Genomic DNA, 23,818 nt, shown 5'->3' with positions numbered 1-23,818 from the left:
CCGGTAAGCCCGATGCCGGCCTGATTATCCCTGCAAAAGCAAAGCGCCGTCATGTCTTCATGACGGCGCTTTTTTTGCTCTTACACATAAAATATTAAATCACAGTGCCAAACTTGGCTTTTGCCCAGCTTTATCAATCGCCTCTTTGATTTGATTGAGGAAATCATTAGGCAGCTTGCCGATGCCGTCGGAGAACATCAAAGGCTCATGTGGGCTGGCAATTAACAACACGTTTTTAAAGTCAGATACTTCAAAATTACCATCCGCCATATTCTCACTGTGATACTTCAGCACCTCTTTCGCTAACGTCTTGCCAATCGCAGTAAGCTGATCATCCGTCAGGTTCATACGCGAAAAGCCGATCCGTACACAGTCTTTGTAAGCGGTTGTCTGCTCTTTCAGCGTTTCGGTGTACTTTTTGTTCAACTTTGAATTATCGGCAAAACGGTAATACATCGGACCAACCAAGCTGAATTTGTTGTCTTCGGTGAGTTTAATCAAACCCAACATTTCCAGAGCGCGAAAGTAGGAATAAGTGGTTGAGTCATCTAACTGATATTTATCTTTCATCCAGCGAAAACCGTCTTTGTCGCGCAGATGACGAATTTCTCTATAAAAATCATAAAGTTCTGGATGGTTAAAAAACACTTCATCCTGAGTATGGTTGAAGTAGTTTTCATCATTTGTCTGTAACTGCACTGCAATTTTCTGCAGCTCATCAAGGGTAGAATCAATCTCTCGGCAGTATTCAATCAACTTATCAAGCGTAATGTTCGAGCTATAAAGATGGCGTTTGAATGTAGAAAGAGGAATTCCTAATCTGTCAGACAACTCTCGATACGTTAGCCCTTTGCTCTTAATGATCTGCCTTAATGCGGCTAACAGATACTCGGGAGTAGTTCCTCGCATATCTTCTTTCCTTTTTATTTTACAACCGGACTATATTTGTAGCGTGAAAAAAATCTTTCGCAACCGTTACCGTGATTTTTTAATAAATAATTTGATATAGATACACTTTTTCCATTTATGCATTCAATATCACAAAAACGACAATACTCTGTTTAATAAATGTGAGGCAGTCAATTATTCACGTTAGTTAACTTTAACAATTTATTAATAATCAAAAGATTAGCAGAATAACAGAGATAGTGCTTTACCAAGATAAAAAGTAATCAGGCAAAGAGAGGAATCGCATCGATTTTAGAAGAATAACTTCCCGTCATAGCCACATTAAACTGCATTTTTCAATTTACGCAGGTTCAATTGATAGCGAAAACAATCCACATAATGGCCATGCAATCGCACATAGTTTGGCACTAAAGCAACTTGAGAAAAACCGCACTTCTCCAGCACTCGTTGCGATGCCAAATTATCCACCGCCGCAACAGCGACAAGACGTCGAAATCCAATTTCCCTGACGGTATCAATGCCTTCTTTTATCATTTCACTCGCCAACCCTTTGCCACATGCGCGTTTGGCGAATCGGTAGCCCAGCGCCGCTTGCCCTTGGTTAAACTTCACATCGTGGAAATTAATCCGCCCGAGGATCTCACCTTGGCTATCAACCACCACCATCGGCAGCAGGCGCTTCTCCTCATACTCTTCTAAGCAAAACTCAATATGTTCTAGAATGCCGTCAGAGGAGAGCATAGAAGCCTCCCTTGGTGCGATAAATCGTTCAAACCACTGACGATTCTCTAGCTCAAACGCGAGCAGAGCGTTGCTGTCTTTCTCGCTAAGTAATCTGAGTGTGACTGTCACTGCGACACCTTTTTTATTTTGATCAGGCTCGATAAGCCGATATTTGCTACTCATCAGGCTATTTTCTGCCAAGCCTACTTTGCCATGATGCTATCGGCTTTTGTCATAATCTCAAAGTGTGGCCTATATTAAAACTGCCCACACCACGGGGAGAAACATCATCAGTCAGGTTTGTTGCTTACAAGACTAGACGAACTACCACGCTCAACGCCTGCTGCAAGGGCAACGAGTGAAAGTGAGTATATACGGCGCAGAGGAGCGCCCTTTTGTGACCGTTGAATGATGTTTAATCAATTAAGCACTTCTGGAAAATCAGGCACTGCTCGAAAGTGATTTTTGCATGAATGAATATATTCATTATTTGCATTAGCAACGTGAGTCCTTATGGCAAACTAGCGCGCTTTCTCACGAAGCGCATAATGCAAAGACAACCGGATAACTATCTGAATAAAAGGCGATTACTCTGATGAAAAACAGGAGTTTTCACACCAAGAGTGGACAACATTTTACCCCCTGAATATCAAGTGCTTACTCACTGTTATTCAATGAAAATTCGTTTGTTTTTCGTCGAGGTCACAATAAGAAACTATTGTCGTAAAAATTAATTTTATTCATTAGACTCAAATGTTAAATTGTCCGTTAATTCGCGCAACACGCGTTGCGTGTCAGGCCATGAGAGGCTCAGCCCACTCATGTTTTGTTCTTAAATATCCGTTGCAGTTGTGCGGATATATTCTGTGAGATTAGATGTGGAACAAACATCCAAACTAGACCGCGTTCGCGCAGATTACAACGTACATTACTGGAGCCAAGGCTTTTACGGCATTGACGATCATGGAGAAATGTACGTTTCACCTCGTAGTGACAATGCTCACCAGATTCAGTTAAGCAAAATCGTCAAAGCACTGGAAGAGCGTCAGCTCAATGTGCCGGTATTGGTTCGCTTTCCACAGATTCTGCATCAGCGTGTTCATTCGATCTGTGACGCGTTTAACCAGGCGATTGAGGAATATCAATACCCCAATAAATACTTGCTGGTTTACCCGATTAAAGTAAACCAACAGCGTGAAGTGGTGGATGAGATTCTAGCAAGCCAGGCACAACTTGAAACAAAACAGCTGGGCCTTGAAGCTGGTAGTAAACCAGAGCTACTCGCCGTGCTTGCCATGGCGCAACAAGCGAGTTCTGTGATCGTCTGCAATGGCTATAAAGACCGTGAGTACATTCGTTTAGCACTGATTGGCGAAAAACTGGGTCATAAAGTATTCATCGTGCTCGAGAAGATGTCGGAGCTGGACTTGGTACTGCGTGAAGCCAAAAGCCTTGGTGTGACCCCACGTCTAGGCATTCGCATCCGCCTTGCTTCTCAAGGTACGGGCAAATGGCAAGCGAGCGGCGGTGAAAAGTCAAAATTTGGCCTCTCTGCCTCGCAAGTGCTGAATGTGATCACCCGTTTGAAGCAAGAGAACCAGCTCGATACGCTGCAACTGGTTCACTTCCACCTTGGCTCACAAATGGCCAATATTCGCGATGTGCGTAATGGAGTGAACGAATCGGCGCGTTTTTACTGCGAACTGCGTACCCTTGGTGCGAACATTAAATATTTTGACGTAGGCGGTGGCTTGGCTATCGACTACGACGGCACGCGCAGTCAATCGTCCAACTCAATGAACTACGGCTTGGTCGAGTACGCACGTAACATCGTCAACACGGTCGGTGACGTGTGTAAAGATTACAAGCAGCCAATGCCCGTGATCATCTCTGAATCCGGTCGTTCATTAACAGCGCATCACGCAGTGTTGATTGCCAACGTCATCGGTACAGAGACCTACAAGCCAGAAACTGTGACCGAACCGGACGAAGATTTCCCAATGCTGCTCAACAACATGTGGCGCAGTTGGTTGAATCTGCACAACGGAACCGACGCACGTGCATTGATTGAGATTTACAACGACACCCAGAGCGATTTGGCTGAGGTGCATTCTCAGTTCGCCACAGGCGTGTTGACGCTTGAGCACCGTGCTTGGGCAGAGCAAACATCGCTGCGCATCTATTACGAGCTCAATCGTTTGATGAGCAACAAAAACCGTTTCCATCGCCCTATTTTGGACGAATTGGCCGAGCGTCTGGCAGACAAGTTCTTCGTCAACTTCTCGCTATTCCAGTCGCTGCCTGACTCTTGGGGTATCGATCAGGTTTTCCCGGTAATGCCTCTCTCTGGGCTGCAAAATACCGCAGACCGCCGCGCTGTAATGCTGGATATCACCTGCGATTCAGACGGTGCGATTGATGCGTACGTAGATGGTCAAGGTATCGAAAGTACCCTCCCCGTTCCAGCTTGGAACGCGGACGAACCTTATTTGATGGGCTTCTTCCTTGTGGGGGCTTACCAAGAAATTCTCGGTGACATGCATAACCTGTTTGGTGACACCCACAGTGTGGTGGTCAATGTCGGTGACCAAGGCGAAATGAATATTGATTTTGTCAACGAAGGTGACACCGTCGAAGACATGATGCGTTATGTGCATATTGATGTGGACCAGATCCGTAAGAACTACCAATCTCTGGTTTCACTTCGTGTTGAGGCCCAAGAGCAGCAACAAATCCTGGCAGAGCTGGAACAAGGTCTGTCTGGTTATACTTATTTAGAGGATTTCTAAATGAATGATTTGTTTACTAAAACTGATTATTCGCTTTACTCGAACTCAATGAGTTTCGTGCGTCGCCCGTATGTGAAAGATCCGGTCGCCGCAGACGCGGATCTGGTGGTGTTTGGTGCCCCACTGGATATGGCAACCTCTGGTCGCCCGGGTGCGCGTATGGGACCGGATGCGATTCGTCGTGCCTCTGTAAACCTCGCTTGGGAAGGCAAAAAGTTTCCTTGGGACTTTAACCTGTTCAAGAAAGTAAAAGTGATCGACGGCGGTGACTTGGTCTTTGACTGTGGTGATGCAGAAGACTTTACCTACCGTATGGAAGCCGCGACCTCAGCCATTTTGCAAAGCGGCAAAACCATGCTGGCGCTGGGTGGTGATCACTTCATCACACTACCAGTGCTGCGTGCTTATGCCAAACACCACGGTGAGATGGCACTGATCCACTTCGATGCGCACACCGACACCTATGCAAACGGCAGTAGCTACGACCACGGCACCATGTTCTACCATGCGCCGAAAGAAGGTTTGATCTCACCGAAGCACTCGGTACAAGTCGGTATTCGTACTGAATACAAACAAGACGGTCACGGCTTTAACGTCATCAACGCGATGCAAGCCAACGACATGACAGTCGAAGAGATTCTGGCCGACATTCGCCGCATCGTGGCAGATAAGCCAGTGTATGTGACGTTTGATATTGACTGTCTGGATCCGGCGTTTGCGCCCGGAACAGGTACACCTGTTTGTGGCGGTCTCAACTCCGATAAGATCCTCAAGATCATCCGTGGTTTGAAAGACGTCAACATCGTCGGCATGGACGTTGTGGAAGTCTCTCCGCCATACGATCAGAGCGACCTGACCGCATTAGCCGGAGCCACCATCGCGCTAGAGCTTATCTACGCATGGGCAGCGAACAAAGAGTTCGAAGAGAAGTTCTAATTCGTTGAATGATTGATCAAAGGGAGCGCAAGCTCCCTTTTTATTACTCTTACATTTGCATTAATTTTTCTAATGCAAATGATAGAAATTAATCTTGCTTTAGATCACATTTTCTCATTGCTTACCCTCCGAGCAAGGACTAACATCTCGCGCCGTAACCTCCCGTGTTTACGTCATTTATTGGCACTTTTTTACTAAAGTGCCGGGGAATATTGTTGTCTTTTTTCCGGAGAAAATACGCAGATGTCCGCGTCATTTCCATTAGTCAAACTTACCTTTTTAATCGCTATACTGACGGCTGTCGGTCAAATGACACAAACCATGTACGTGCCTTCGATTGGTTACATGGCCGACGAATTCCTCGTTTCACCAGCTGCTTTGCAGGCGGTCATGGCCTGCTATCTGATCCCATATGGCTTATCGCAGTTTTTCTACGGGCCGCTGTCTGATCGCATTGGTCGTAAACCGGTCATCATCATCGGCTTGGTGATCTATATCCTTGGCACGCTTGTGACGCTGTTTGCCAAACAATATGAGTGGTTTTTGGCGGGTAGCTTTATTCAAGGCTTGGGCATTGGCTGCGGCGGAGCGATGTCACGCACCTTGACACGCGATTGCTTTGAAGGAGCAGAGCTGCACCGCGCCAACAGCCTGATTAGCATGTGCGTGATCTTTTCTCCCTTGTTGGCTCCGGTGCTGGGTGGCTACTTGACGGAAACCTTTAGTTGGCGTTCAAGTTACCTCTTCCTCGCCCTGTTTGCGATTGCTGTCATCATCACCATGATGACCAGCATGATGGAGACATTGCCAAAAGAGAAACGCAAAGTAGAGTCCGTCGCACGCAGTTACCGCTATGTGCTTTCCAACCCACGTTTCCAAGGCTATTTGCTCTGTTTGGTCGCGACCTTTGCTGGCGTGGCGGTCTTTGAAGCCGCAGCAGGCGTGCTGTTAGGCGGCGTGCTTGATCTACCAGCCACGACCGTCAGTATTTTGTTTGTCTTGCCCATTCCCGGTTATCTGATCGGTGCAGGCCTGTCGAGCTACATCGCTCAGCGCCGCTCGCAAAAACGTGCACTCAATGTGGGTTTGGTGGCGATTTTGCTTGGCGCGGCCATCGTTTTGATCCCTGGCGTGTTTGGTCAAACAACGGCACTCACGCTTGTTGGCGGCGCGACCATCTACTTTCTTGGCGCGGGCATTTTATTCCCAGCGGCAACTACTGGCGCATTGGCCCCTTTTCCTTACCATGCAGGGACGGGAGGCGCGATATTAGGCGGGATGCAAAACCTAGGAGCGGGCATTGCAACGCTCATCGCATCGCTGTTTTCAGCCCAAGATCAACTGCCGCTAGGCTGCTTGATGCTCGCCATGTCCATTCTTGCCATGCTTGGGCTGCGTTTGGTGTTTCGTAAACCTGATTCATCCAACGAAATGCCGCTGGCGATTTAATCAAGAGAGCAGGTATCCCCTGCTCTTTTAGTTTACAGATTGCGATGCGTCTTGAATGCGCTCTAACGCTTCGACTCGTCGCCACTGCTTTTGGGCAAAGCGGCTGGCTCGCAGCGCCTCAATCTGCTGCTGCTTTTGTTCTGTGCTAAGAAAATCTGCCTGTAGAATATCGCTGCGGGCAAGCATATAGCTCTGCAACTCATCGGCAAACTGCTGGCGCTGGGCGTCGAGTTGACTCAACCGCTGCGCCCCAGCGTCTCCCACCAACTCAGCTCGCTTTAAGTAGGCCGTTTGCCTGTCCTCTTGCTCAGTTTGGCTAAGTTCACCAATCAACCTGCGATTCGCATCACTTTGCTGAATATACTCTGGTAAATCAGCTAATTGAGCTTGCCACATGGCCTGCTGCTCTTGCTGGCTGAGTGTGCTGCTCTGCAGGCGCATTTTCTCTATCGCGAGGGCTCTCAACTGATTTTCTTCGGCAAAAAGCAGTGCAATTTGCTCGTCGGTAAAAAAGCGCTGCTGTAACGCCAACAAAGATTGGTGTAACTCGGTAAAGGCAACGCTATCGAGCGCACTCCAATTGGGCTCTAACTCAACGAGTGCTTGCTTATATTGCAAATAGGTCGCAAACAGACGCTCGTCAATTTGCAATGGTTGAATCACTTCACCAAGCGCGGTGAATTCACTTTGGATCTGATGCAACGGTTTTTCACCCAAAGCGCTGAGAGAGTACTCCATTAGCGCCCGGCCAGAGGCGATATCGAGCTCGGTATCCTTTTGAGCTGCGGTGCGAATGTCTTGCACCGCAGCTTGTTCTGCCGTTGGATAAAAGACCGCAATGAAGCTCCCCAAGGCGATCACAATAATTATGCTCAATACGGTCTTTTTCATTGGCTATCCTTACAAACCCTGCAGTTTCAAACGATTCGCATGCTGACGATACAAGGTAACCGGATCGGTCTCAAACAGATGATGAATGCCAAGCAGGCCATTGATTTCATCTAAATGATTCATTTTGTAGTCATCGCGGATCACTTTGCCCAAGTGCGCACTGCATGTACTGACCAGACCATCGCTTGGCTCACTAAATGCCAAACCCAAAATCGCCATCGGCGCGTCAATCGGATCTAACACATTGGTGAACGTGCTTGCGCCTGTCCAAGAGTAGTAATAGACGCCATTCGCGGCGAGAAGAGCCCCTTCACCGCATTCTGAACTTGGAATGCCTTCAGGGTAAAACTGGTTAAAGCGCAGCGAACCTTGCGTGGTCAAGGCATCAAGCGAGGCGAGTGGATCTTGCTCAAGCGAGCTGCCACCAGAAAGCAAGCCAATCAGCCCGCTAAGCCCTTCGGCAAGTTTCACCGCCAGCGCTTCCGTGACAGAGCCTTCAGCAACTTGGCCACGCACTAAATCTGCCACTTTTGAACCTTTGTGAACACCGCCAATACTGGTCACCGACGCCACCAAATCAGGCCGAACAGAAGCAACATAACGTGCCGTTGGCCCACCATGGCTATGGCCAATCAGGTTCACTTTTTCCGCCCCAGTGGCTGCGAGCAAGGTTTCAACTTGCGCGAGCAACTGCTCACCACGCACCTCACTACTGTTGGTCGCGGAGACCTGCGCCACGTACACCTTAGCGCCGTCTTTAGTGAGCGATTCTGGAATGCCGTAGAAATAGTCCACCCCAGCTAGCTTATCAAAGCCGAATAAGCCGTGCACAAGCACGATGGGATAACGAGTTTGGGTATAGCCTGTTTGATCAAGTGAGGCAGCGCTGGTTCCGGCCAAGCTACTGACACTCACTATCCAGAGAGTAGCAAAGAGTAGTTTCCTTTTCAATTTTCTATTCCTTATAACTAGTCAGACCTCTGAGGAGCTCATTAACCGTAGGATAGATTTTCAAGGATTGATGGAGTTTGTAAATTATTTGTTAATTTTTGTGATAACCACTCAATGCTCAACAAATTTTATAAACATCGTATCACATATGTAAATTACTGTTCGTCAAACGACTATTTTCACATGCATTACAATTACTTGCTAAAACTCCGTACTTACCAGCGTTTTTACCGAGTTGGCAATGAAGCAGTGCTGATGAGCCAAATGATGCCACTTTTCTAGTTGCTCACGTGTCGGCTGCAACTCACCAGCGAAGCGAATTTTCGGCCTGAGTACCACCTGCGAAACCCACATTCTGCCCTGTTCATTTTCTTCCATGCGGCCAACCGCGTGATCGATATACTCTTCCACCACGTAACGCTTTTTCGCCACAATTCCCAGAAAAGTCAACATGTGGCAGCTCGACAGCGCGGCGACAAAAGCCTCTTCAGGATCGACGTTTTGCTCCACCGATAAAGGCAGAGGAACCACATGCGGCGAGGCAGAAGCGGGAACCACTACGCCACCATCAAAACGCCACTCATGTCCGCGGCTATACAGATTATCAGAAAACGGCTCGTGGGCTTGACGCTGCCAATGAACTGTCGCTGTGTATTGAGACATGACTTTTCTCTCCTTGAAACGGGGACAACAAGTCGAAGTCGTCCTCTCAGTTGGAAAGAAACACTACCCCAGTTTCGCTCTCTAGTGCAACTTGACTACCATCAGCTTTGATGTGAAACAGCACACCATTAAGGCGAATAGTCTGATTTTCATATTTATAAATGCTGGTGTAGCCGTTTTCTTCACCGGGCAAACTGTACATTGCGGTGGGCGTCTGAGTGTCAAATTCGATCACACTTTGCGCCGTGCAAGCCAAACAACGGGTATCACTGTGGTCGCCAACCACTTGTTCCACAAACACTCGGCCTTTCACATAACGGTTAAGCAGTGCCTCATCCACACTACTTGTCTCGGCAAGTACGTCGTGGCTGAGCGGAAGAAAAAAGAGCAATCCGAGGGCGGAGATTTTTCCTGTTTTCATTAAAATTCATCCAGTTAGCTTTACAAAGCAGATGATGAAAAAAAACGCCTTGAGTATCAACTAAATCCCGATTCTGATATTTTATAGCGCTATAAAATCGCCTCGAGCAATGCTCCTAACCACCATGTACGATGAACATTTTGAGCTGCAACACATACTCTTAGAAATCAAAGCCGAGCGCTGGCACGCGATTGAACGCTTTCTGTTTCCCTACTACTGCTATCGCCATCGACTGGTGACTCGCCACGGCAAACCGGATTGGAACTTAGCGCGAGACCAACTGCCGCGTTCGAGCAAAGTAACCCGCAGCAAACAGAGCGTGATTGAACCTTTAGTACCAGAACCAAGTGTGGTTGGCTTACTGAAAGGTTTTTGGAAAGATAATGAAAACATCACCTTAGAACAGCTAGAGTGTTTGCTGGCAACTTGGCTAGAGTACGTGGTGATTAGCAAGGAGGAACTGAAAGCCTTAAAACAGGCAGGGTTAGAAAAATCGATGCCAAGCGAGTGGTATCAGACCGATCAGCCAACGCTTGGTGCGCGCTTTGACAAAGTAGGGATAAAAATAAACCGCTAATAAATTAGCGGTTTATTGGATTTATCATGACAAGTCGAGCGACTTATAAAAGATGAATTGTCGCATTGAGTGAGAAGGTACCCACATCGTCTTTATCTGTGGTGTAGTTCATGTAGCTTGCACCAACAGAAAGTGGACCAAAGATAAAGTATTCCGCACCAACACCGTACATGATATCGACACCATCATCGTCTTGTGCTGACAAGCCAGTGACTTCTTTATCCCACTGATGAAGGCCACCTTTTGCCCAAACGTGCAGTGGGCCTACATCAATACTTGGTTTAAGTGCCGCGTAGTAAGAACGCAATTTCGTGTCGTGCTTCGTGCCTGAGTAATCAATATCAAAAGTACCGTGTTGAGTTAGGCCAGCTTCGATACCAATGATTGGCAGAATGCCTGTACCCGCGTGAATTGAGTAGGAAGTGCCGCTTTCGCCTTTAAAGTCAGACTGACCGACCGTCGCACCGCCGTAAATCCATGAATCCGCCATCGCTGTTGATGACGCGCCAACAAGCGCTAGTGCTAAAAGAGTCTTTTTCATCGTTAACCTTCTCTCGTTTGTTTGTCAGTCTGTCAGGAGGCAGGTTTTTGCCTTCTGATAGACGTATCAATGCCCGCTATTATACATTCTGCAATTAATATGCCTACATCCAAGTGCGGAATTAGCAAGCATCTATTGCGTTTTTAACCCGTTTATCCGAAACCGGATACGGCGTGCCAAGCTGCTGGGCAAAATAACTCACGCGCAGCTCTTCCAACATCCAGCGAATTTCCTTCACATTGTCTGGTACGGCCATCCCTTTCGGAATTTTATTCAGCAGCTCCTTGTAGTCATTCACCACCGATTCGATCTTAAGCATATGCAGACGATCTTTGTTTGGATCGATCGGCAGCTTCTCCATGCGGCGCTCAATTGCACGCATGTAGCGCAGAATATCTGGCAAACGCTTCCAGCCGTATTCCGTGGCAAAGCCTTTGAAGATCAAACCTTCAATTTGCGCCTTGATGTCAGACAGTGCAAACGCCATAGTGAAATCAATCTTACCTTTCAACTTCTTATTTATATTAAAGGCGGTGGTGAGGATAGTTTCCACTTGTTTGGCGATTTCAACCACAGTGTCACCCAATTCGGCGCGAACATGCTCTTTAAGCGCCTCGAACTTTTCGGGCTCCCAGACTATACCGCCCTGCTCTTCAATCAGCTTATCCACGCCACAGGCGATACAGTCATCAATCAGATCGAGCACTTTGCCATACGGGTTGAAGTAGAGGCCAAGCTTCGACTTGTTCGGCAAATTGGTGTGCAGATACTTAATCGGCGACGGCACGTTGAGCAAGATCAAACGACGCTGACCCGCACGCATAGCCGCAATCTGCTCTTGCTCGGTTTCATACAGCTTGATCTCCACGCTGTCTTTGTTATCGACAATCGCCGGATAGGCTTTGACTTGATACCCACCGCGCTTTTGCTGGTAAACCTGTGGCAGCTCACCAAAGCTCCACGTATGCAAGCCTTGCTGCTCGATGTCGTCATCCGCCACTTTGGAGAGCGTCTCCTGCACTTTCTCTTTCAAACTCTCTTTCAGTTCGTGCAGATCTTTGTGCTCTTTCAGTTTGCGATTTTTCTCGTCCACCGCGCGGAAAGTGACTTTCAAGTGATCGGGCACCTGTTCAAGTTTCCAATCCTCGCGCAGCACTTCCACACCTGTCATACGGCGCAGCTCTTTCTCCAACGCGTCCAATAACGGCATTTCCATCGCGCTCACACGCGCTAAAAACGCATCTGCATAGTTCGGTGCGGGAACAAAATTCTTGCGTAGTGTCTTTGGCAACGACTTAATTAGGCTCACCACCAGCTCATGACGCAAGCCCGGGATCTGCCAGTCAAACCCAGCAGCATCCACTTGGTTGAGAATCGGCAGCGGAATATGCACCGTCACGCCATCGCTGTCATCGCCCGGTTCAAATTGATAACTGAGCTTGAGTTTCAGGCCGTTTTGATGCCAAAAATTCGGATAGTCCAAATCTGTGACATGGCTGGCGTCGCCTTTAAACAGCATCTCTTTTTCGAAGTTCAGCAGTTCAGGGTCTTTCTTCGCCGCTTGTTTCCACCAAGTGTCAAAATGCTTCCCGGAGACAACGTCTGTGCCTACACGCTGATCATAGAACTGGAACAGCTCCTCATCGTCGACCAAGATGTCACGGCGACGCGACTTATGCTCAAGCTCTTCAACTTCTTGCAGCAACTTGCGGTTTTGCTTGAAGAAAGCGTGTTTGGTTTCCCATTCTCCCTCGACCAGTGCGCTGCGAATGAAAATCTCCCGGCTCACTGCGGCGTCAATGTTGCCGTAGTTGACCAAACGCTTTGGCACGATAGGAATGCCGTACAGCATCACTTTCTCATAAGCCATCACCGCTGCACGCTTTTTCGACCAATGCGGCTCGCTGTAACTACGTTTTATCAAGTGTTTGGCGAGCGGCTCAATCCATTCTGGTTGGATCTTCGCCACCACGCGTCCCCACAATTTGGAGGTTTCCACCAGCTCGGCCGACATCACCCATTTCGGCTGCTTCTTAAACAGACCGGAGGCAGGGAAAAGATGGAAACGGGCATTGCGTGCGCCCTGATATTCGTTCTTCTCCTGATCTTTCATACCGATGTGAGATAACAGACCGACCAAGATGGCACTGTGAACCGCATCAAATGAGCCCGGTTCATCATTCAACTTGAAATCCATTTCCCGCATCGACTGATGGATTTGGAAATAGACGTCTTGCCATTCGCGCACCCGCAAGTAGTTGAGGTAATCCTCTTTGCACTGGCGGCGGAACTGGTTACCCGAAAGCGCTTTTTGCTGCTTTTGAATGTAGTTCCACAAATTAACGAAAGTAAGGAAATCAGACTCTTCGTGGAAGAAACGGCGATGTTTATCGTCCGACGATTGCTGTTTGTCCGATGGACGCTCGCGCGGATCTTGGATGGAGAGCGCTGCGGCAATGATCATCACATCTTTTAAACAGCCATACTTAGGCGCTTCCAACACCATGCGCGCTAAACGTGGGTCAATCGGCAAACGGGCCAACTGCTTGCCTATCGCGGTCAGACGTTTGTTGGCATCTTTCGCTTGCGAGTCAATCGCGCCCAGCTCTTCTAAAAGACGCACACCGTCTTGGATGTTGCGTTTATCCGGCGCTTCAACAAACGGGAACGCTTCAATATCGCCAAGGCCGAGCGCCGTCATTTGCAAAATGACCGAAGCTAGATTGGTGCGCAGAATTTCCGGATCGGTGAACTCTGGGCGTGAGTTAAAATCTTCCTCAGAGTAAAGCCGAATACAGATCCCCTCTTCCACCCGTCCACAACGGCCTTTACGCTGGTTGGCACTGGCTTGCGAAATAGGTTCAATCGGCAAACGCTGCACTTTGGTGCGATAGCTGTAACGGCTGATGCGCGCTGTACCCGGATCAATCACGTATTTAATCCCCGGTACCGTCAGCGAGGTTTCCGCGACGTTGGTCGCCAGCACAATGCGACGTCCAGCGTGCGGCTGGAAGATTTTATTCTGCTCGCCCGCTGACAAACGCGCGTATAGAGGGATGATTTCGGTGTCTTTGAGCTTTCGTTTCGCCAAGGCATCGGCGGTATCGCGGATCTCGCGCTCACCGTTCATGAAGATAAGGATGTCGCCCAACCCTTCATCACACAGCTCATCAACGGCTTCAAAAATGCCTTCGAGCTGATCGCGGTCGTCTTCATCTTCGCCACTTAGCGGACGATAGCGGGTCTCAACCGGATAGGTTCGGCCAGAAACTTCGATGATCGGTGCGCCGCCAAAGTGGTTAGAAAAACGCTCCGGATCAATCGTCGCAGAAGTAATGATGATTTTGAGATCTGGGCGACGCGGCAACAGCTCTTTGAGGTAGCCGAGAATAAAATCGATGTTGAGGCTGCGTTCATGCGCTTCATCGATGATGATGGTGTCGTACTGATTGAGAAAACGGTCGTGCTGAATTTCCGCCAGCAAAATACCGTCGGTCATCAGTTTGATCTGAGTATTTTCAGAGATTTGATCGTTAAAACGCACTTTGTAGCCGACGAAATCGCCAAGCTGGGTCTCCATCTCTTCGGCAATACGGCTGGCGACCGAACGAGCGGCCAAACGGCGCGGCTGAGTGTGACCAATCAGGCCAAATTTACCTCGGCCCAACTCGGCGCAAATTTTCGGTAGCTGGGTGGTTTTCCCTGACCCTGTTTCCCCCGCCACAATCACCACCTGATGCTCAGCGATCGCTTTAGCGATGTCATCTTTCTTCTGGCTAACAGGCAGGATTTCAGGGTAGTCAATTTTCGGTTGTAGGCGACAGCGCTGCTCCACTTCCATCATCGATTTGGCGATATCTAGTGCTATCTCATCAAACACGGCGTGGCGTGCTGACTCTTTTTTAATTTTGCTGGCACCCGAAATGCGCTTACTGAGACGAAAGCGATCTTTGATCAAGCACTGACTGAGCGCTTGGCGTAAAGAGGCGGCGGTATTCGCCTGAGCCTTTTGCTCCGGCGGCTTGGATTGTGTATTGGGCTGTGACGACGTCAAAGCATTTCCTATTCTTTTCATGACTTAAAACTGCGCGGATTGTACCACAGCCTCAAGAAAAGCCACCAACGAGCATTATTCTAATTTTTCGAATGAGATTACCAAGTTCCTTGACTTCTCACTCAATAGAAAGTGACTAAAATGGCCACATACTTTGCAACAAAGCTTAAGGAATCTCCTATGTCTCGTCTCCTCGTTCTTAAATCCAGCATTCTTGGCGACTACTCTCAATCCAATAAACTGGTCGATGAGTTGGTCAAAAATCTCGACCAACAAGAAATTACCGTGCGTGACTTAGCGCAGCAACCTCTGCCTGTTTTAGACTTCCAAGTGGCGACAGCACTGCGTGCCAGCGGCGAGTTGAGCGCAGAGCAACAAGCGATTGTTGAGCTTTCAGACACGCTAATTGCAGAAGTGAAAGCGGCAGACACGCTGGTTATCGCAGCCCCGATGTACAACTTCACGGTACCGACTCAGTTGAAAAACTGGATTGATCTGATTGCGCGCGCTGGTGTGACGTTCAAATACACCGAAGCGGGCGTACAAGGTCTGATTGAAGGCAAAAAAGCAATTGTGATCACCACACGCGGCGGGATCCACAAAGACGCCGCCAGCGATAACGTCACACCATATCTGCGCACCGTATTGGGTTTTATCGGTATCACTGAGGTTGAATTTGTCTACGCAGAAGCGCTCAACATGGGTGACGACTTTGCTAGCAAAGGCATCGCTTCAGCAACGCTGCATTTGGCGGCGCTGAGCGCTTAGTCACAAAGCGCACCATATCCACTGTCTGGTACACCAATGGACTGAACGCATTTTGCCCACTTTCGTGCCGGTTAGTTTGTGCCCTCACATGATGTGAGGGCCTTTTTACAACTGCGTGCCGAGTACAGCATTAGGGCTTAAAAATCAAACTGCAGATACACAGTGTTGTAGTTGCTGCCGCCTTTAATCCGGCCAAATTGCGAGGCATTTTCAAATATCGCCGAGCGATGGTGAAGCGAATAGCCAAACCAGACATTCTTCCATTCTGATTGCCCGAACAACTCTCCGGCATTCACATCAAACGAAAAGTCGAGATAGTTGAGCAAATGGCTTGGCGTATAGCCTTTTTCATCCATTTCGGTCTGTTCGATATAGGTAATGTTGTCGATGTAGGACATCCCTTCGGCAAAACCAAAACGCCACTTAGTCGGCCAATTGAAGGTGTAATAGGCTTTAATGGACACAACCGTTTCGGTACTCGAGCTCTGCACTTGCGATGCCCAATGATGGGTGATTCCCGAATGCAAGTAGATATCCAAAGGCAGGCCAAATAGCTCGTCGGTTAAAGGATGGCCATAAAAAAATGAGCTCATTTGGTTGTTGTACGGATCTTTTTCTTGTTCAAATTTAAAGATTTCGCCAATATTGGACGGCGTTGCCCAGCCGTGAGCCACACGTAAGTAAGCTTTATTGCTCAAAGACGACTTGCGTTCTTTGTTCTTGTCGTTGAAAAATCCAAACCCGACAAAAAATTCGCCTTGATAGCGATCTTCCACGGCGTAGCTACGGTAGGCATTGCTGTCTAAACGAGTCACACTCGCTTGCCCGAGCAGATAGAGATTCGACGCCACGTGATAGCGCGTTTTCAAACCCAAGTTTGCGTCAATTCCTGCCCCAATATGCTCCTGAGTGATATCGGAGAAGGCAAAGTAGGTGCTGTTAAAATCGGCTTCTTTATATCTGAGCGTAAACGACGGTTCTACTTCCCAATCGCCCCAATCATATTTTGCTGCAAGACGATAGTTGGAGTGAAAACGGTACTCGTTGTCACCCATAATTTCCGCTTCCAAACGCCAGTTTTCGTCCCAACGATACGCCAATTGAATACCAAAATCCGCTTTGTCACCTTCAATCGAGTTTTGCGCCACTTTAGGGATATCGATAAAACGCAGCCGAGTCAACGCATTAAGTTGCCATTGCTCATTGTCCGATTCGAACAGATAAAAACCCCCTTCGGTACCACGAATAAACAGGTTGTCATCGTTGTAAAACATCATCGGGACAAACGTGCTCACAGATTGATCGCCGCCGCTAGTATCAAAAGGAATCGAGGCGACTCGATACATAGCCGCGATCCCCCAATCCGGTTGCTGAGCTTTAACCGTCTGACTAGGCAGAAAAAAAACTGCACCAAGCCCCATAATGAATAACTTTTGCTTCATCTATATACACATTCCATCAATGACAGTGCGTCGAGCGTAAATAATTAACAAAACCATGAAAAACGGTTTAGGCTCATCGATATTTAGCCGTTACAATAATAGATATTGCCTTTGATTTGAATTGAATGTGAAAGCTTCCGAACTTAAAAACATCCTCATCTCATTACCTGATGATTGCGATCCTGACCTTGTGATGGGAGAGGAGTGGCTACCCGAAAGGCTGGTGAACACTCGCTTAGACGGCGATTTGCTGTTTCTTGAATTTGATAACGCGCCCGATGATCTGCAAGGTGAAGAGGAAGGACGTGGCTTTGTTGAACATGAAATCGCTATGATCCGCCATCGTTTCGAACAGATTTTAGACGAGGCCAGCGACACCAAAACCAAAGCTGATGCGATGTTGGCGATTTTTCTCATGGGACACGAACTTTCCAGCTCCGAAGTGATCGAAGTGCTTGAAGACGAAAGTAACGACGACTAAATAAAACTACAGGAGTAAGGATTGACCCAGACAAACCCGCCGCGCTCTCCTCTGCCGCTGATTCTGGCAGGCCCGATCCTCAGAAAAACGACCGCAAGCGAAATCAACCTTTGGCTGGTGAGCAGCGAACCGGTTGAAGGCACTTTTCAGATCTTCGATGAGAGCGGCGAAAAGTTGCTCTATCAAGCGCCGCTGAGCCTTTCTCAGCAACAACAAGTGGGTGAGCATGCTTTCGTCGCGCTGTGGCATTTTGCTGGCGAATACCCAACCAACTGCGCGCTGTTTTATCAAATTGATACCCAAGTGGGAGCAATCACTGAGCTTTTCCCGCACCTTTGTTACGAGGGTGACGAAACAAAAGGCATTGCTTTTTCTGTGCGAACAACCGCGGATTACATTCTGCATGGCTCCTGCCGCAATCCACACCATCGCAGCGCTGATGCCTTGGTTGCAGCGGATAAAAAAGTCGCCTCGCTTTCGCCAGCAGAGCGACCTGATCTCTTGCTGCTAAGTGGCGATCAAATTTACGCTGATCATGTGGCCGGGCCGACATTGGACGCCATCACGCAGCTCATTGAGCGGCTCGGTTTAGCCAACGAAACGTTTGTCGACGCGCCTTTTCAAGACAGCTTGGCGCTCTATCAAGATCCGCGCTGCTTTTATGCTCGCGATCAAATTCTTCCAGATTATGTCGACCAATCCACCCTGCTTGCCCGTTTAACGCGTTTTCGCCGCCAACCGGTGTTCAGTTCCACAGAAAGCGAAAATCATCTCATCAGCTTTGCCGAGTTTTTTGCCATGTATCTGCTGGTGTGGTCGCCGCAGGCGTGGCAACTGGTTAACCGAGAACGCCTGAAAGAGCAAGCGTTTGAGTGGGCAGGGCAGACACTGAGCGAGAAATGGCAACAGTTGTGGCACAAAGAAATCAAGCAGATTGACGATTTTGTTGCCGGTTTGCCGAGTGTGCAACGCCTGCTCGCTCACTTGCCGACTTACATGATTTTTGATGATCACGACGTGACCGACGACTGGAACCTGACCATTGGCTGGGAGACTGCGGCCTATCAGCATCCATTTTCTCACCGCGTGATTGGCAACGGTTTGCTCTCCTACTGGCTCTGTCAAGGTTGGGGTAACGCACCGGAAAAGTTTGACGAGCGCTTTTTCATCGCGGCGCAGCGCTATTTTCACTCTCCGACCGCGGAGCATCAAGACGCGTTTATTCAACTGCTCTATCGCTTTGAAGATTGGCACTACACCATTCCTACCGAACCCAAAGTGGTGGTGCTGGATACCCGAACCCGACGCTGGCGCTCGGAATCACGCATGAATAAGCCGTCTGGTTTGATGGATTGGGAAGCGCTGGTCGAACTGCAACAGGAGCTGATGCATCAAGAAAAAGTGATCATCGTTTCTGCCGCGCCGATGTTTGGCGTCAAATTTATCGAAATGCTGCAACGCATCATGACGCAACTCGGCCAACCTTTACTGATCGATGCCGAAAACTGGATGGCGCATCCGGGCAGCGCCAATACGCTCATCAGCATTTTTACCCACACCAAAACGCCAACCAACTTTGTCATTCTCTCGGGGGATGTGCACTACTCGTTTGTTTATGACATCAAGTTGCGCTTTCGTAAATCCAGCCCCAACATCTACCAGATCACTTGCAGCGGATTAAAAAAATCATTTTCCTGCGCGACTGCTGCGCTTTTGTGATGCGATGGATAGGCTGCTTTACAGCCCTCGTTCGCCGCTTAACTGGTTCACCAAACGTAAGCGCTTGAAAATCAAAAAGCGTAGCCCTGATAACCAACGCTTTTACCGTTTAGTTAACCACAGCGCCATTGGCGAGCTCTATCTCGATGCTGACGGAAAGCCAAAGCGAGTCAGCTTGCTCACCAGTGATGGCCGTTGTGTCGATTTTCCAGCGACCAGTGCAGAAGAGTAACAGCGCGGCAGAATAAAATTATCGATAGCGGTTGTGAAACGGCATTAGCGCTATCATGTTAAAAGAGTATTGCGATTGAAAAGGTCACCGACATGTTTAACAAACTCACCACTCTCTTCAAGCAGTTGCTTGATGGCACAGATTTGAGCCAAAACGCCGCAAACAACCCCAATCTGGCCATCGCCAGCTTATTGTGTGAAGTTGCTGGCGCTGATCATCAAATCGACGAGCGCGAGCAAGCGGTAAAACGTCAGTTGCTCAAGCGCCTGCTCAATTTAAGCGATGACGAAGTGGAAACTTTACTTACTCAGGCGCAAAGTGGCGTTGCTCAAGCCGCGTCGCTGTATGAGTTCACTTCACAACTGAGAGAGCTTTCGCAAGAGACGCGTTTTGAGCTGATCAAAGGCATGTGGGAGGTGGCGCACGCCGATGGCGATATCGACCCATTGGAGGACTCAGTGATCCGCAAAACGGCCGAGCTGCTCTATGTGGATCACCGCGAGTTTATCCGCGCCAAACTGCAAGTGATCGATAAGTCGTAAAGCGAATTCGCCAGTCAACATGCAATAAAAAACGCGCACTCGGCGCGTTTTTACCTTATTCAAAGATTACAGGACGGGTTTTTGATGCCAACGGTAGACTGCTCCACTACCGAACACAAATACCACACTCCAAAGCACGGAAAGTAACATCTTTATTTGCCAACTGCGTTGTTATGATTTGCAGCAAGTTTAGTGGCGCAAGATGAACAAAAATGAAAAGCGAGATGAAGATTTAATGACGCTCGCTTTTCATCTGAGCCTAAAACATGGTTAAAGCGAGTTTGGCTAAATTGTAGGCATCCACATAGCCCGAATGCTGCCGCCCTTCCCAATCGATGCCTTTCGCTTCTTGCGCCTGACGATGACCAATGCGCCTATCTTTGAGGCGATTTTGAATGCGGTATAAGGTAGCCAAATTAATAAACTCACTAAATGGTGGCTCAATCCCTTTCGCGTGGCACTCGTTAAACAGGATCTGGTCATCCCTGCCCCACGAGGTGTAGATTTTATTGCTGCCGCCGAAATTTTTGATCATCGACTTCACCACTTCGGCAAGCGGCCGCCCTTGCTTCTCAATTTTTCGCGGCGTAATGCCCGTCAGCTCGGCGCAAAACAGCGACACTTCGTCGTGTTCCGGTTTAACGTAATACTGCGCGCGTTTCACAATCTCCCCTCGGAGCAAATCAATTTCCGCCAAACCAATTTCAATGATTTCACCTGTGCGCCCGACGCCATTCTCGTTCCAGCAGCACATTTCCAAATCAAAGCAAACAATTCGGTTATGGTTCATAGATTGCCTTTTTTCTCGTGGTTGATTGTTAAAGGGCGAAATTGTACCCCAGAGAAAGCAGAAACTCGACCTAAGCGCGGTTGTTTGCTTATTTTCACCCCAACTGATCAAGATTCTTTGTGCCTCTTGCACGTTGGCGAAAATCCATCGCCAAAAACAGGCCGCTATTTGATGATATTTTCAGCAAAACCGCCGTAAATTCAGGGGTTGCAAGCGGTTTTAATACAATCTCCTCACTTGAATATGCTATTATCAGCCACCATTTTTATGTCTACACTAGGTGCACGTCGCAAAATCGCCCTTGAAATTGCGGCAAATGAGCCAATCCACGCACCTTTAAATCAATCGATTAGAGAAAAAATAGCATGAACATTGATTTAAACCTGATTCCTCAAACATTCGATATGCTGCATGCAGGCCTTGCGGCGTCGAGTGTTTTGCTTCTCTTGGTTGCCGTTTCGCGCAAAAGCAAAGTGATCGAAAAAGTGGTTGAGAAACCGGTTGAAAAGATCGTTGAAGTGGAAAAGCCAGTAGAGAAAATTGTCGAAGTCGAAAAAGTCGTCGAAGTTGAAAAAGTGATTGAGAAAGTGGTGGAAGTGCAATCTAAGCTTGCCACTGCCTCAACCGATTCGGCGATGCAACTGCTCTCAATTATGCAGCAAGAAGCGCGCTTGATTGATTTCTTAAAAGAAGATCTCAGCGCATTTTCCGACGAAGAAGTCGGTGCTGCCGCCCGAGTTATCCATACTGGCGGGCAGAAAGTACTCAAAGAGTACATCACGCTAGAACACATTCGCAGCGAAGAAGAAGAGACGCGCATTACGGTCGCGGAAGGCTTTAACCCTCAGGCGATTCGTTTGGTGGGTAACGTGACGGGCAAGGCGCCGTTTAACGGCACACTGGTTCACAAAGGCTGGAAAGCCAGCGCAATCAACTTGCCGAAACTGGCCGAAAACTACGACGCGACCATCATCGCGCCCGCTGAGGTTGAGCTGTAATGGAAATGCACAATACACCTGCGGCTGAGCAAGCCGCCAAATTCAGTATCGGTATTGACCTTGGCACCACCCATTGCGTGCTCTCTTTCCTCGATACACAAGACGAGCACGCTCGCGTGCAAGTGATGGCGATCCCTCAATTGACCGCGCCGGGAACGGTGGAAGCGCGCAGCCAACTGGGCTCGTTTCTCTACCAGCCGCACGAGCATGAGATGAACCCTGCGTCACGCGTGCTCCCTTGGACCACAGAACCCAAAGCGCTGGTTGGTGCGATTGCTCGTAATCTTGGTAGCAAAACGCCCATTCGTTTAGTCGCCAGCGCAAAATCTTGGCTATGCCATGGCGGCGTGAACCGCCGTGACGCCTTTTTGCCTGCGGGTAGCCCGGAAGAGGTGGAAAAAGTGTCGCCCCTGCGCGCCACCGAGCTTTATCTTGAGCACCTGAAACAAGCTTGGGATCACGCTTATCCGCAGCATCCGCTGGCCGAGCAAGAGGTGACCATCACCGTTCCGGCTTCGTTTGACCCTGCTGCGCGCGATCTTACCGCTGAAGCAGCACGCAATGTCGGCTTTGTGCATCTGACTCTTCTCGAAGAACCACAAGCCGCACTGTACAACTGGATCGACAACAGCAACGACAAGTGGCGCGATGAAGTGAGCGTCGGTGACGTGGTGCTGGTGGTCGATATCGGCGGCGGCACCACCGACCTTTCTCTGGTGGAAGTGACCGAAGAGCAAGGTAACCTGACACTCAAACGTATCGCCGTGGGTGAGCATATTCTGCTTGGCGGTGACAACATGGATCTCGCCCTCGCCTACAGCTTAAAAATGAAATTGGCGCAAGAAGGCAAAGAGCTGCAACCTTGGCAAATTCAGGCCATGACGCACGCTTGCCGTGATGCTAAGGAAGCGCTGCTCAATGATGCCGAGTTGCAAGCCGTGCCGATTGTGGTGCCAAGCCGTGGTTCAAAATTGCTCGGCGCGACGCTGAAAACCGAGCTGACCCAGCAAGAAGTGCAGCAAATGCTGGTGGAAGGCTTTTTCCCCAAAGTGGCGATTACTGAACATCCGCTTCAACGCAATCGCGGCGCATTGACACAAATGGGCCTGCCTTACGCGCAAGATGCCGGAATTACCCGCCATATCGCCGCATTCTTGTCAAAACAAGCCAATGCGATGAATGGTGATGCAACGCCAGCACAAGATTTCAATCCGTTTGTTGGCGGTATACCTGGTATGCCGGGGCACGGCGCTCCTTCGGTGCAATTTATCAAGCCAACCGCGATTCTATTTAACGGCGGCGTATTGAAATCAGCACTGCTCGCCAATCGTTTAGAAGAGACCATCAACGAATGGTTGCTGGACGCCAATGCAGAGATGGCGAAACGGTTGACGGGGGTTGACCTTGATCTGGCGGTGGCAAGCGGTGCGGCCTATTACGGCGCAGTGCGTCGTGGCCAAGGTGTGCGCATTCGCGGCGGTATCGCCTCCAGTTACTACGTTGGTATTGAAAGCGCGATGCCAGCAATTCCGGGAATGGCACCTCCCATGGAAGCGCTGTGTGTGGCTCCGTTTGGTATGGAAGAAGGTTCCAGCGTCGATGTTCCAAGCCAGCAATTTGGTTTGATCATCGGCCAGCCTGTTAACTTTCAGTTCTTCGGTTCGACTGTGCGCCGCGACGATCTGGCGGGCACCCATCTCGACCATTGGGGCCAAGATGAGTTAGAGGTGCTACCTGAAATTCAGGTCACTCTGCCCGTTTCTGAAGGCCGCCGTGAAGGAGAAGTTGTGCCAGTGACACTCGCATCCCGAGTGACCGAGCTCGGCACGCTCTACCTCGAAGCCATTGCCGCCGACAATGGTCAGAAGTGGCACGTTGAGTTTGACGTGCGTGAAGACGCCAAACAAAACGCACAATAATCGTTTCTCGCAACGGCATCCCT

19 protein-coding genes and 1 pseudogene are annotated in these 23,818 nt (G+C 49.0%); 10 read left to right on the top strand and 10 right to left on the bottom strand.

The window, feature by feature from the left end; translation table 11 throughout:
* Positions 1-99: 99 nt before the first annotated feature.
* Together EA26_RS07065 and EA26_RS07060 are read right to left on the bottom strand one after the other, a co-directional pair.
* Positions 100-909: a helix-turn-helix domain-containing protein gene (locus EA26_RS07065; protein ID WP_039426109.1), complete on the bottom strand. Its 810-nt coding sequence runs from the start codon at positions 907-909 to the stop codon at positions 100-102.
* A 321-nt stretch (positions 910-1,230) separates the two neighbouring features.
* The gene (locus EA26_RS07060; RefSeq protein WP_039428848.1) at positions 1,231-1,761 is read right to left on the bottom strand and encodes a GNAT family N-acetyltransferase; all 531 of its coding nucleotides are present in this window, start codon (positions 1,759-1,761) and stop codon (positions 1,231-1,233) included.
* Between the two features lie 749 nt (positions 1,762-2,510).
* Here EA26_RS07060 and speA point away from each other — a divergent pair.
* From speA to emrD, 3 genes are all read left to right on the top strand, one after another.
* The gene (gene speA / locus EA26_RS07055) at positions 2,511-4,421 is read left to right on the top strand and encodes an arginine decarboxylase (protein WP_039426106.1); all 1,911 of its coding nucleotides are present in this window, start codon (positions 2,511-2,513) and stop codon (positions 4,419-4,421) included.
* Complete coding sequence (speB, locus tag EA26_RS07050; RefSeq protein WP_039426104.1) at positions 4,422-5,357, top strand: agmatinase; 936 nt, start codon at positions 4,422-4,424, stop codon at positions 5,355-5,357. It abuts the gene before it with no gap.
* A gap of 243 nt (positions 5,358-5,600) precedes the next feature.
* Positions 5,601-6,806 (top strand): multidrug efflux MFS transporter EmrD, encoded by a 1,206-nt coding sequence (emrD, locus tag EA26_RS07045; RefSeq protein ID WP_039426102.1) that lies wholly within the window; start codon positions 5,601-5,603, stop codon positions 6,804-6,806.
* A gap of 27 nt (positions 6,807-6,833) precedes the next feature.
* On the opposite strand, the gene EA26_RS07040 is transcribed toward emrD, so the two are convergent.
* The 4 genes from EA26_RS07040 to EA26_RS07025 all read right to left on the bottom strand — a co-directional run bounded on the left by EA26_RS07040 (position 6,834) and on the right by EA26_RS07025 (position 9,732).
* Positions 6,834-7,697, bottom strand: coding sequence for a lipase secretion chaperone (locus EA26_RS07040; protein ID WP_039426100.1), 864 nt, complete (start codon positions 7,695-7,697; stop codon positions 6,834-6,836).
* A gap of 9 nt (positions 7,698-7,706) precedes the next feature.
* The gene (locus EA26_RS07035) at positions 7,707-8,648 is read right to left on the bottom strand and encodes an esterase/lipase family protein (protein WP_039426098.1); all 942 of its coding nucleotides are present in this window, start codon (positions 8,646-8,648) and stop codon (positions 7,707-7,709) included.
* 201 nt (positions 8,649-8,849) lie between these two features.
* Entirely contained in the window at positions 8,850-9,311 is a 462-nt protein-coding gene (locus EA26_RS07030; protein WP_039426095.1) for an OsmC family protein, read from the bottom strand.
* Between the two features lie 46 nt (positions 9,312-9,357).
* Entirely contained in the window at positions 9,358-9,732 is a 375-nt protein-coding gene (locus tag EA26_RS07025) for a hypothetical protein (protein WP_052079649.1), read from the bottom strand.
* 124 nt (positions 9,733-9,856) lie between these two features.
* Here EA26_RS07025 and EA26_RS07020 point away from each other — a divergent pair, with 124 nt between their 5' ends.
* Positions 9,857-10,309, top strand: coding sequence for a hypothetical protein (locus EA26_RS07020; protein WP_039428844.1), 453 nt, complete (start codon positions 9,857-9,859; stop codon positions 10,307-10,309).
* Positions 10,310-10,352: 43 nt separating this feature from the next.
* Here EA26_RS07020 and EA26_RS07015 read toward each other — a convergent pair whose 3' ends face one another.
* Entirely contained in the window at positions 10,353-10,850 is a 498-nt protein-coding gene (locus EA26_RS07015; RefSeq protein ID WP_039426093.1) for an outer membrane beta-barrel protein, read from the bottom strand.
* 121 nt (positions 10,851-10,971) lie between these two features.
* Positions 10,972-14,925, bottom strand: coding sequence for an ATP-dependent RNA helicase HrpA (gene hrpA / locus EA26_RS07010; protein WP_193244111.1), 3,954 nt, complete (start codon positions 14,923-14,925; stop codon positions 10,972-10,974).
* A 159-nt stretch (positions 14,926-15,084) separates the two neighbouring features.
* Here hrpA and EA26_RS07005 point away from each other — a divergent pair, with 159 nt between their 5' ends.
* The gene (locus EA26_RS07005; RefSeq protein WP_039426088.1) at positions 15,085-15,672 is read left to right on the top strand and encodes an FMN-dependent NADH-azoreductase; all 588 of its coding nucleotides are present in this window, start codon (positions 15,085-15,087) and stop codon (positions 15,670-15,672) included.
* A 137-nt stretch (positions 15,673-15,809) separates the two neighbouring features.
* Here the strand turns inward: EA26_RS07005 and EA26_RS07000 are convergent, their stop codons facing one another.
* Complete coding sequence (locus tag EA26_RS07000; protein ID WP_226978249.1) at positions 15,810-17,093, bottom strand: MipA/OmpV family protein; 1,284 nt, start codon at positions 17,091-17,093, stop codon at positions 15,810-15,812.
* Between the two features lie 148 nt (positions 17,094-17,241).
* Here EA26_RS07000 and EA26_RS06995 point away from each other — a divergent pair, with 148 nt between their 5' ends.
* From EA26_RS06995 to EA26_RS06985, 3 genes and pseudogenes are all read left to right on the top strand, one after another.
* The gene (locus tag EA26_RS06995; protein ID WP_039426081.1) at positions 17,242-17,595 is read left to right on the top strand and encodes a VC1380 family protein; all 354 of its coding nucleotides are present in this window, start codon (positions 17,242-17,244) and stop codon (positions 17,593-17,595) included.
* Positions 17,596-17,616: 21 nt separating this feature from the next.
* Positions 17,617-19,546, top strand: a pseudogene (locus EA26_RS06990) (alkaline phosphatase D family protein).
* Positions 19,547-19,638: 92 nt separating this feature from the next.
* The gene (locus EA26_RS06985) at positions 19,639-20,088 is read left to right on the top strand and encodes a tellurite resistance TerB family protein (protein ID WP_039426079.1); all 450 of its coding nucleotides are present in this window, start codon (positions 19,639-19,641) and stop codon (positions 20,086-20,088) included.
* Between the two features lie 259 nt (positions 20,089-20,347).
* Here the strand turns inward: EA26_RS06985 and EA26_RS06980 are convergent, their stop codons facing one another.
* Complete coding sequence (locus EA26_RS06980) at positions 20,348-20,878, bottom strand: 3'-5' exonuclease (RefSeq protein ID WP_039426077.1); 531 nt, start codon at positions 20,876-20,878, stop codon at positions 20,348-20,350.
* A 365-nt stretch (positions 20,879-21,243) separates the two neighbouring features.
* Here EA26_RS06980 and EA26_RS06975 point away from each other — a divergent pair, with 365 nt between their 5' ends.
* Together EA26_RS06975 and EA26_RS06970 are read left to right on the top strand one after the other, a co-directional pair.
* Positions 21,244-21,876 (top strand): DUF2760 domain-containing protein, encoded by a 633-nt coding sequence (locus EA26_RS06975; RefSeq protein ID WP_039426075.1) that lies wholly within the window; start codon positions 21,244-21,246, stop codon positions 21,874-21,876.
* A complete protein-coding gene (locus EA26_RS06970) occupies positions 21,876-23,795 on the top strand; it encodes an Hsp70 family protein (RefSeq protein WP_039426074.1) in 1,920 nt (639 codons plus the stop codon). The genes EA26_RS06975 and EA26_RS06970 overlap by 1 nt, the downstream gene beginning before the upstream one ends.
* The last annotated feature ends 23 nt before the right edge of the window (positions 23,796-23,818 follow it).

This window comes from Vibrio navarrensis (genome assembly GCF_000764325.1).
Classification (GTDB): Bacteria; Pseudomonadota; Gammaproteobacteria; order Enterobacterales; family Vibrionaceae; genus Vibrio; species Vibrio navarrensis.
Note: the sequence above shows the minus strand (reverse complement) of the source record. Positions and strands in the feature narration are given on the sequence as shown.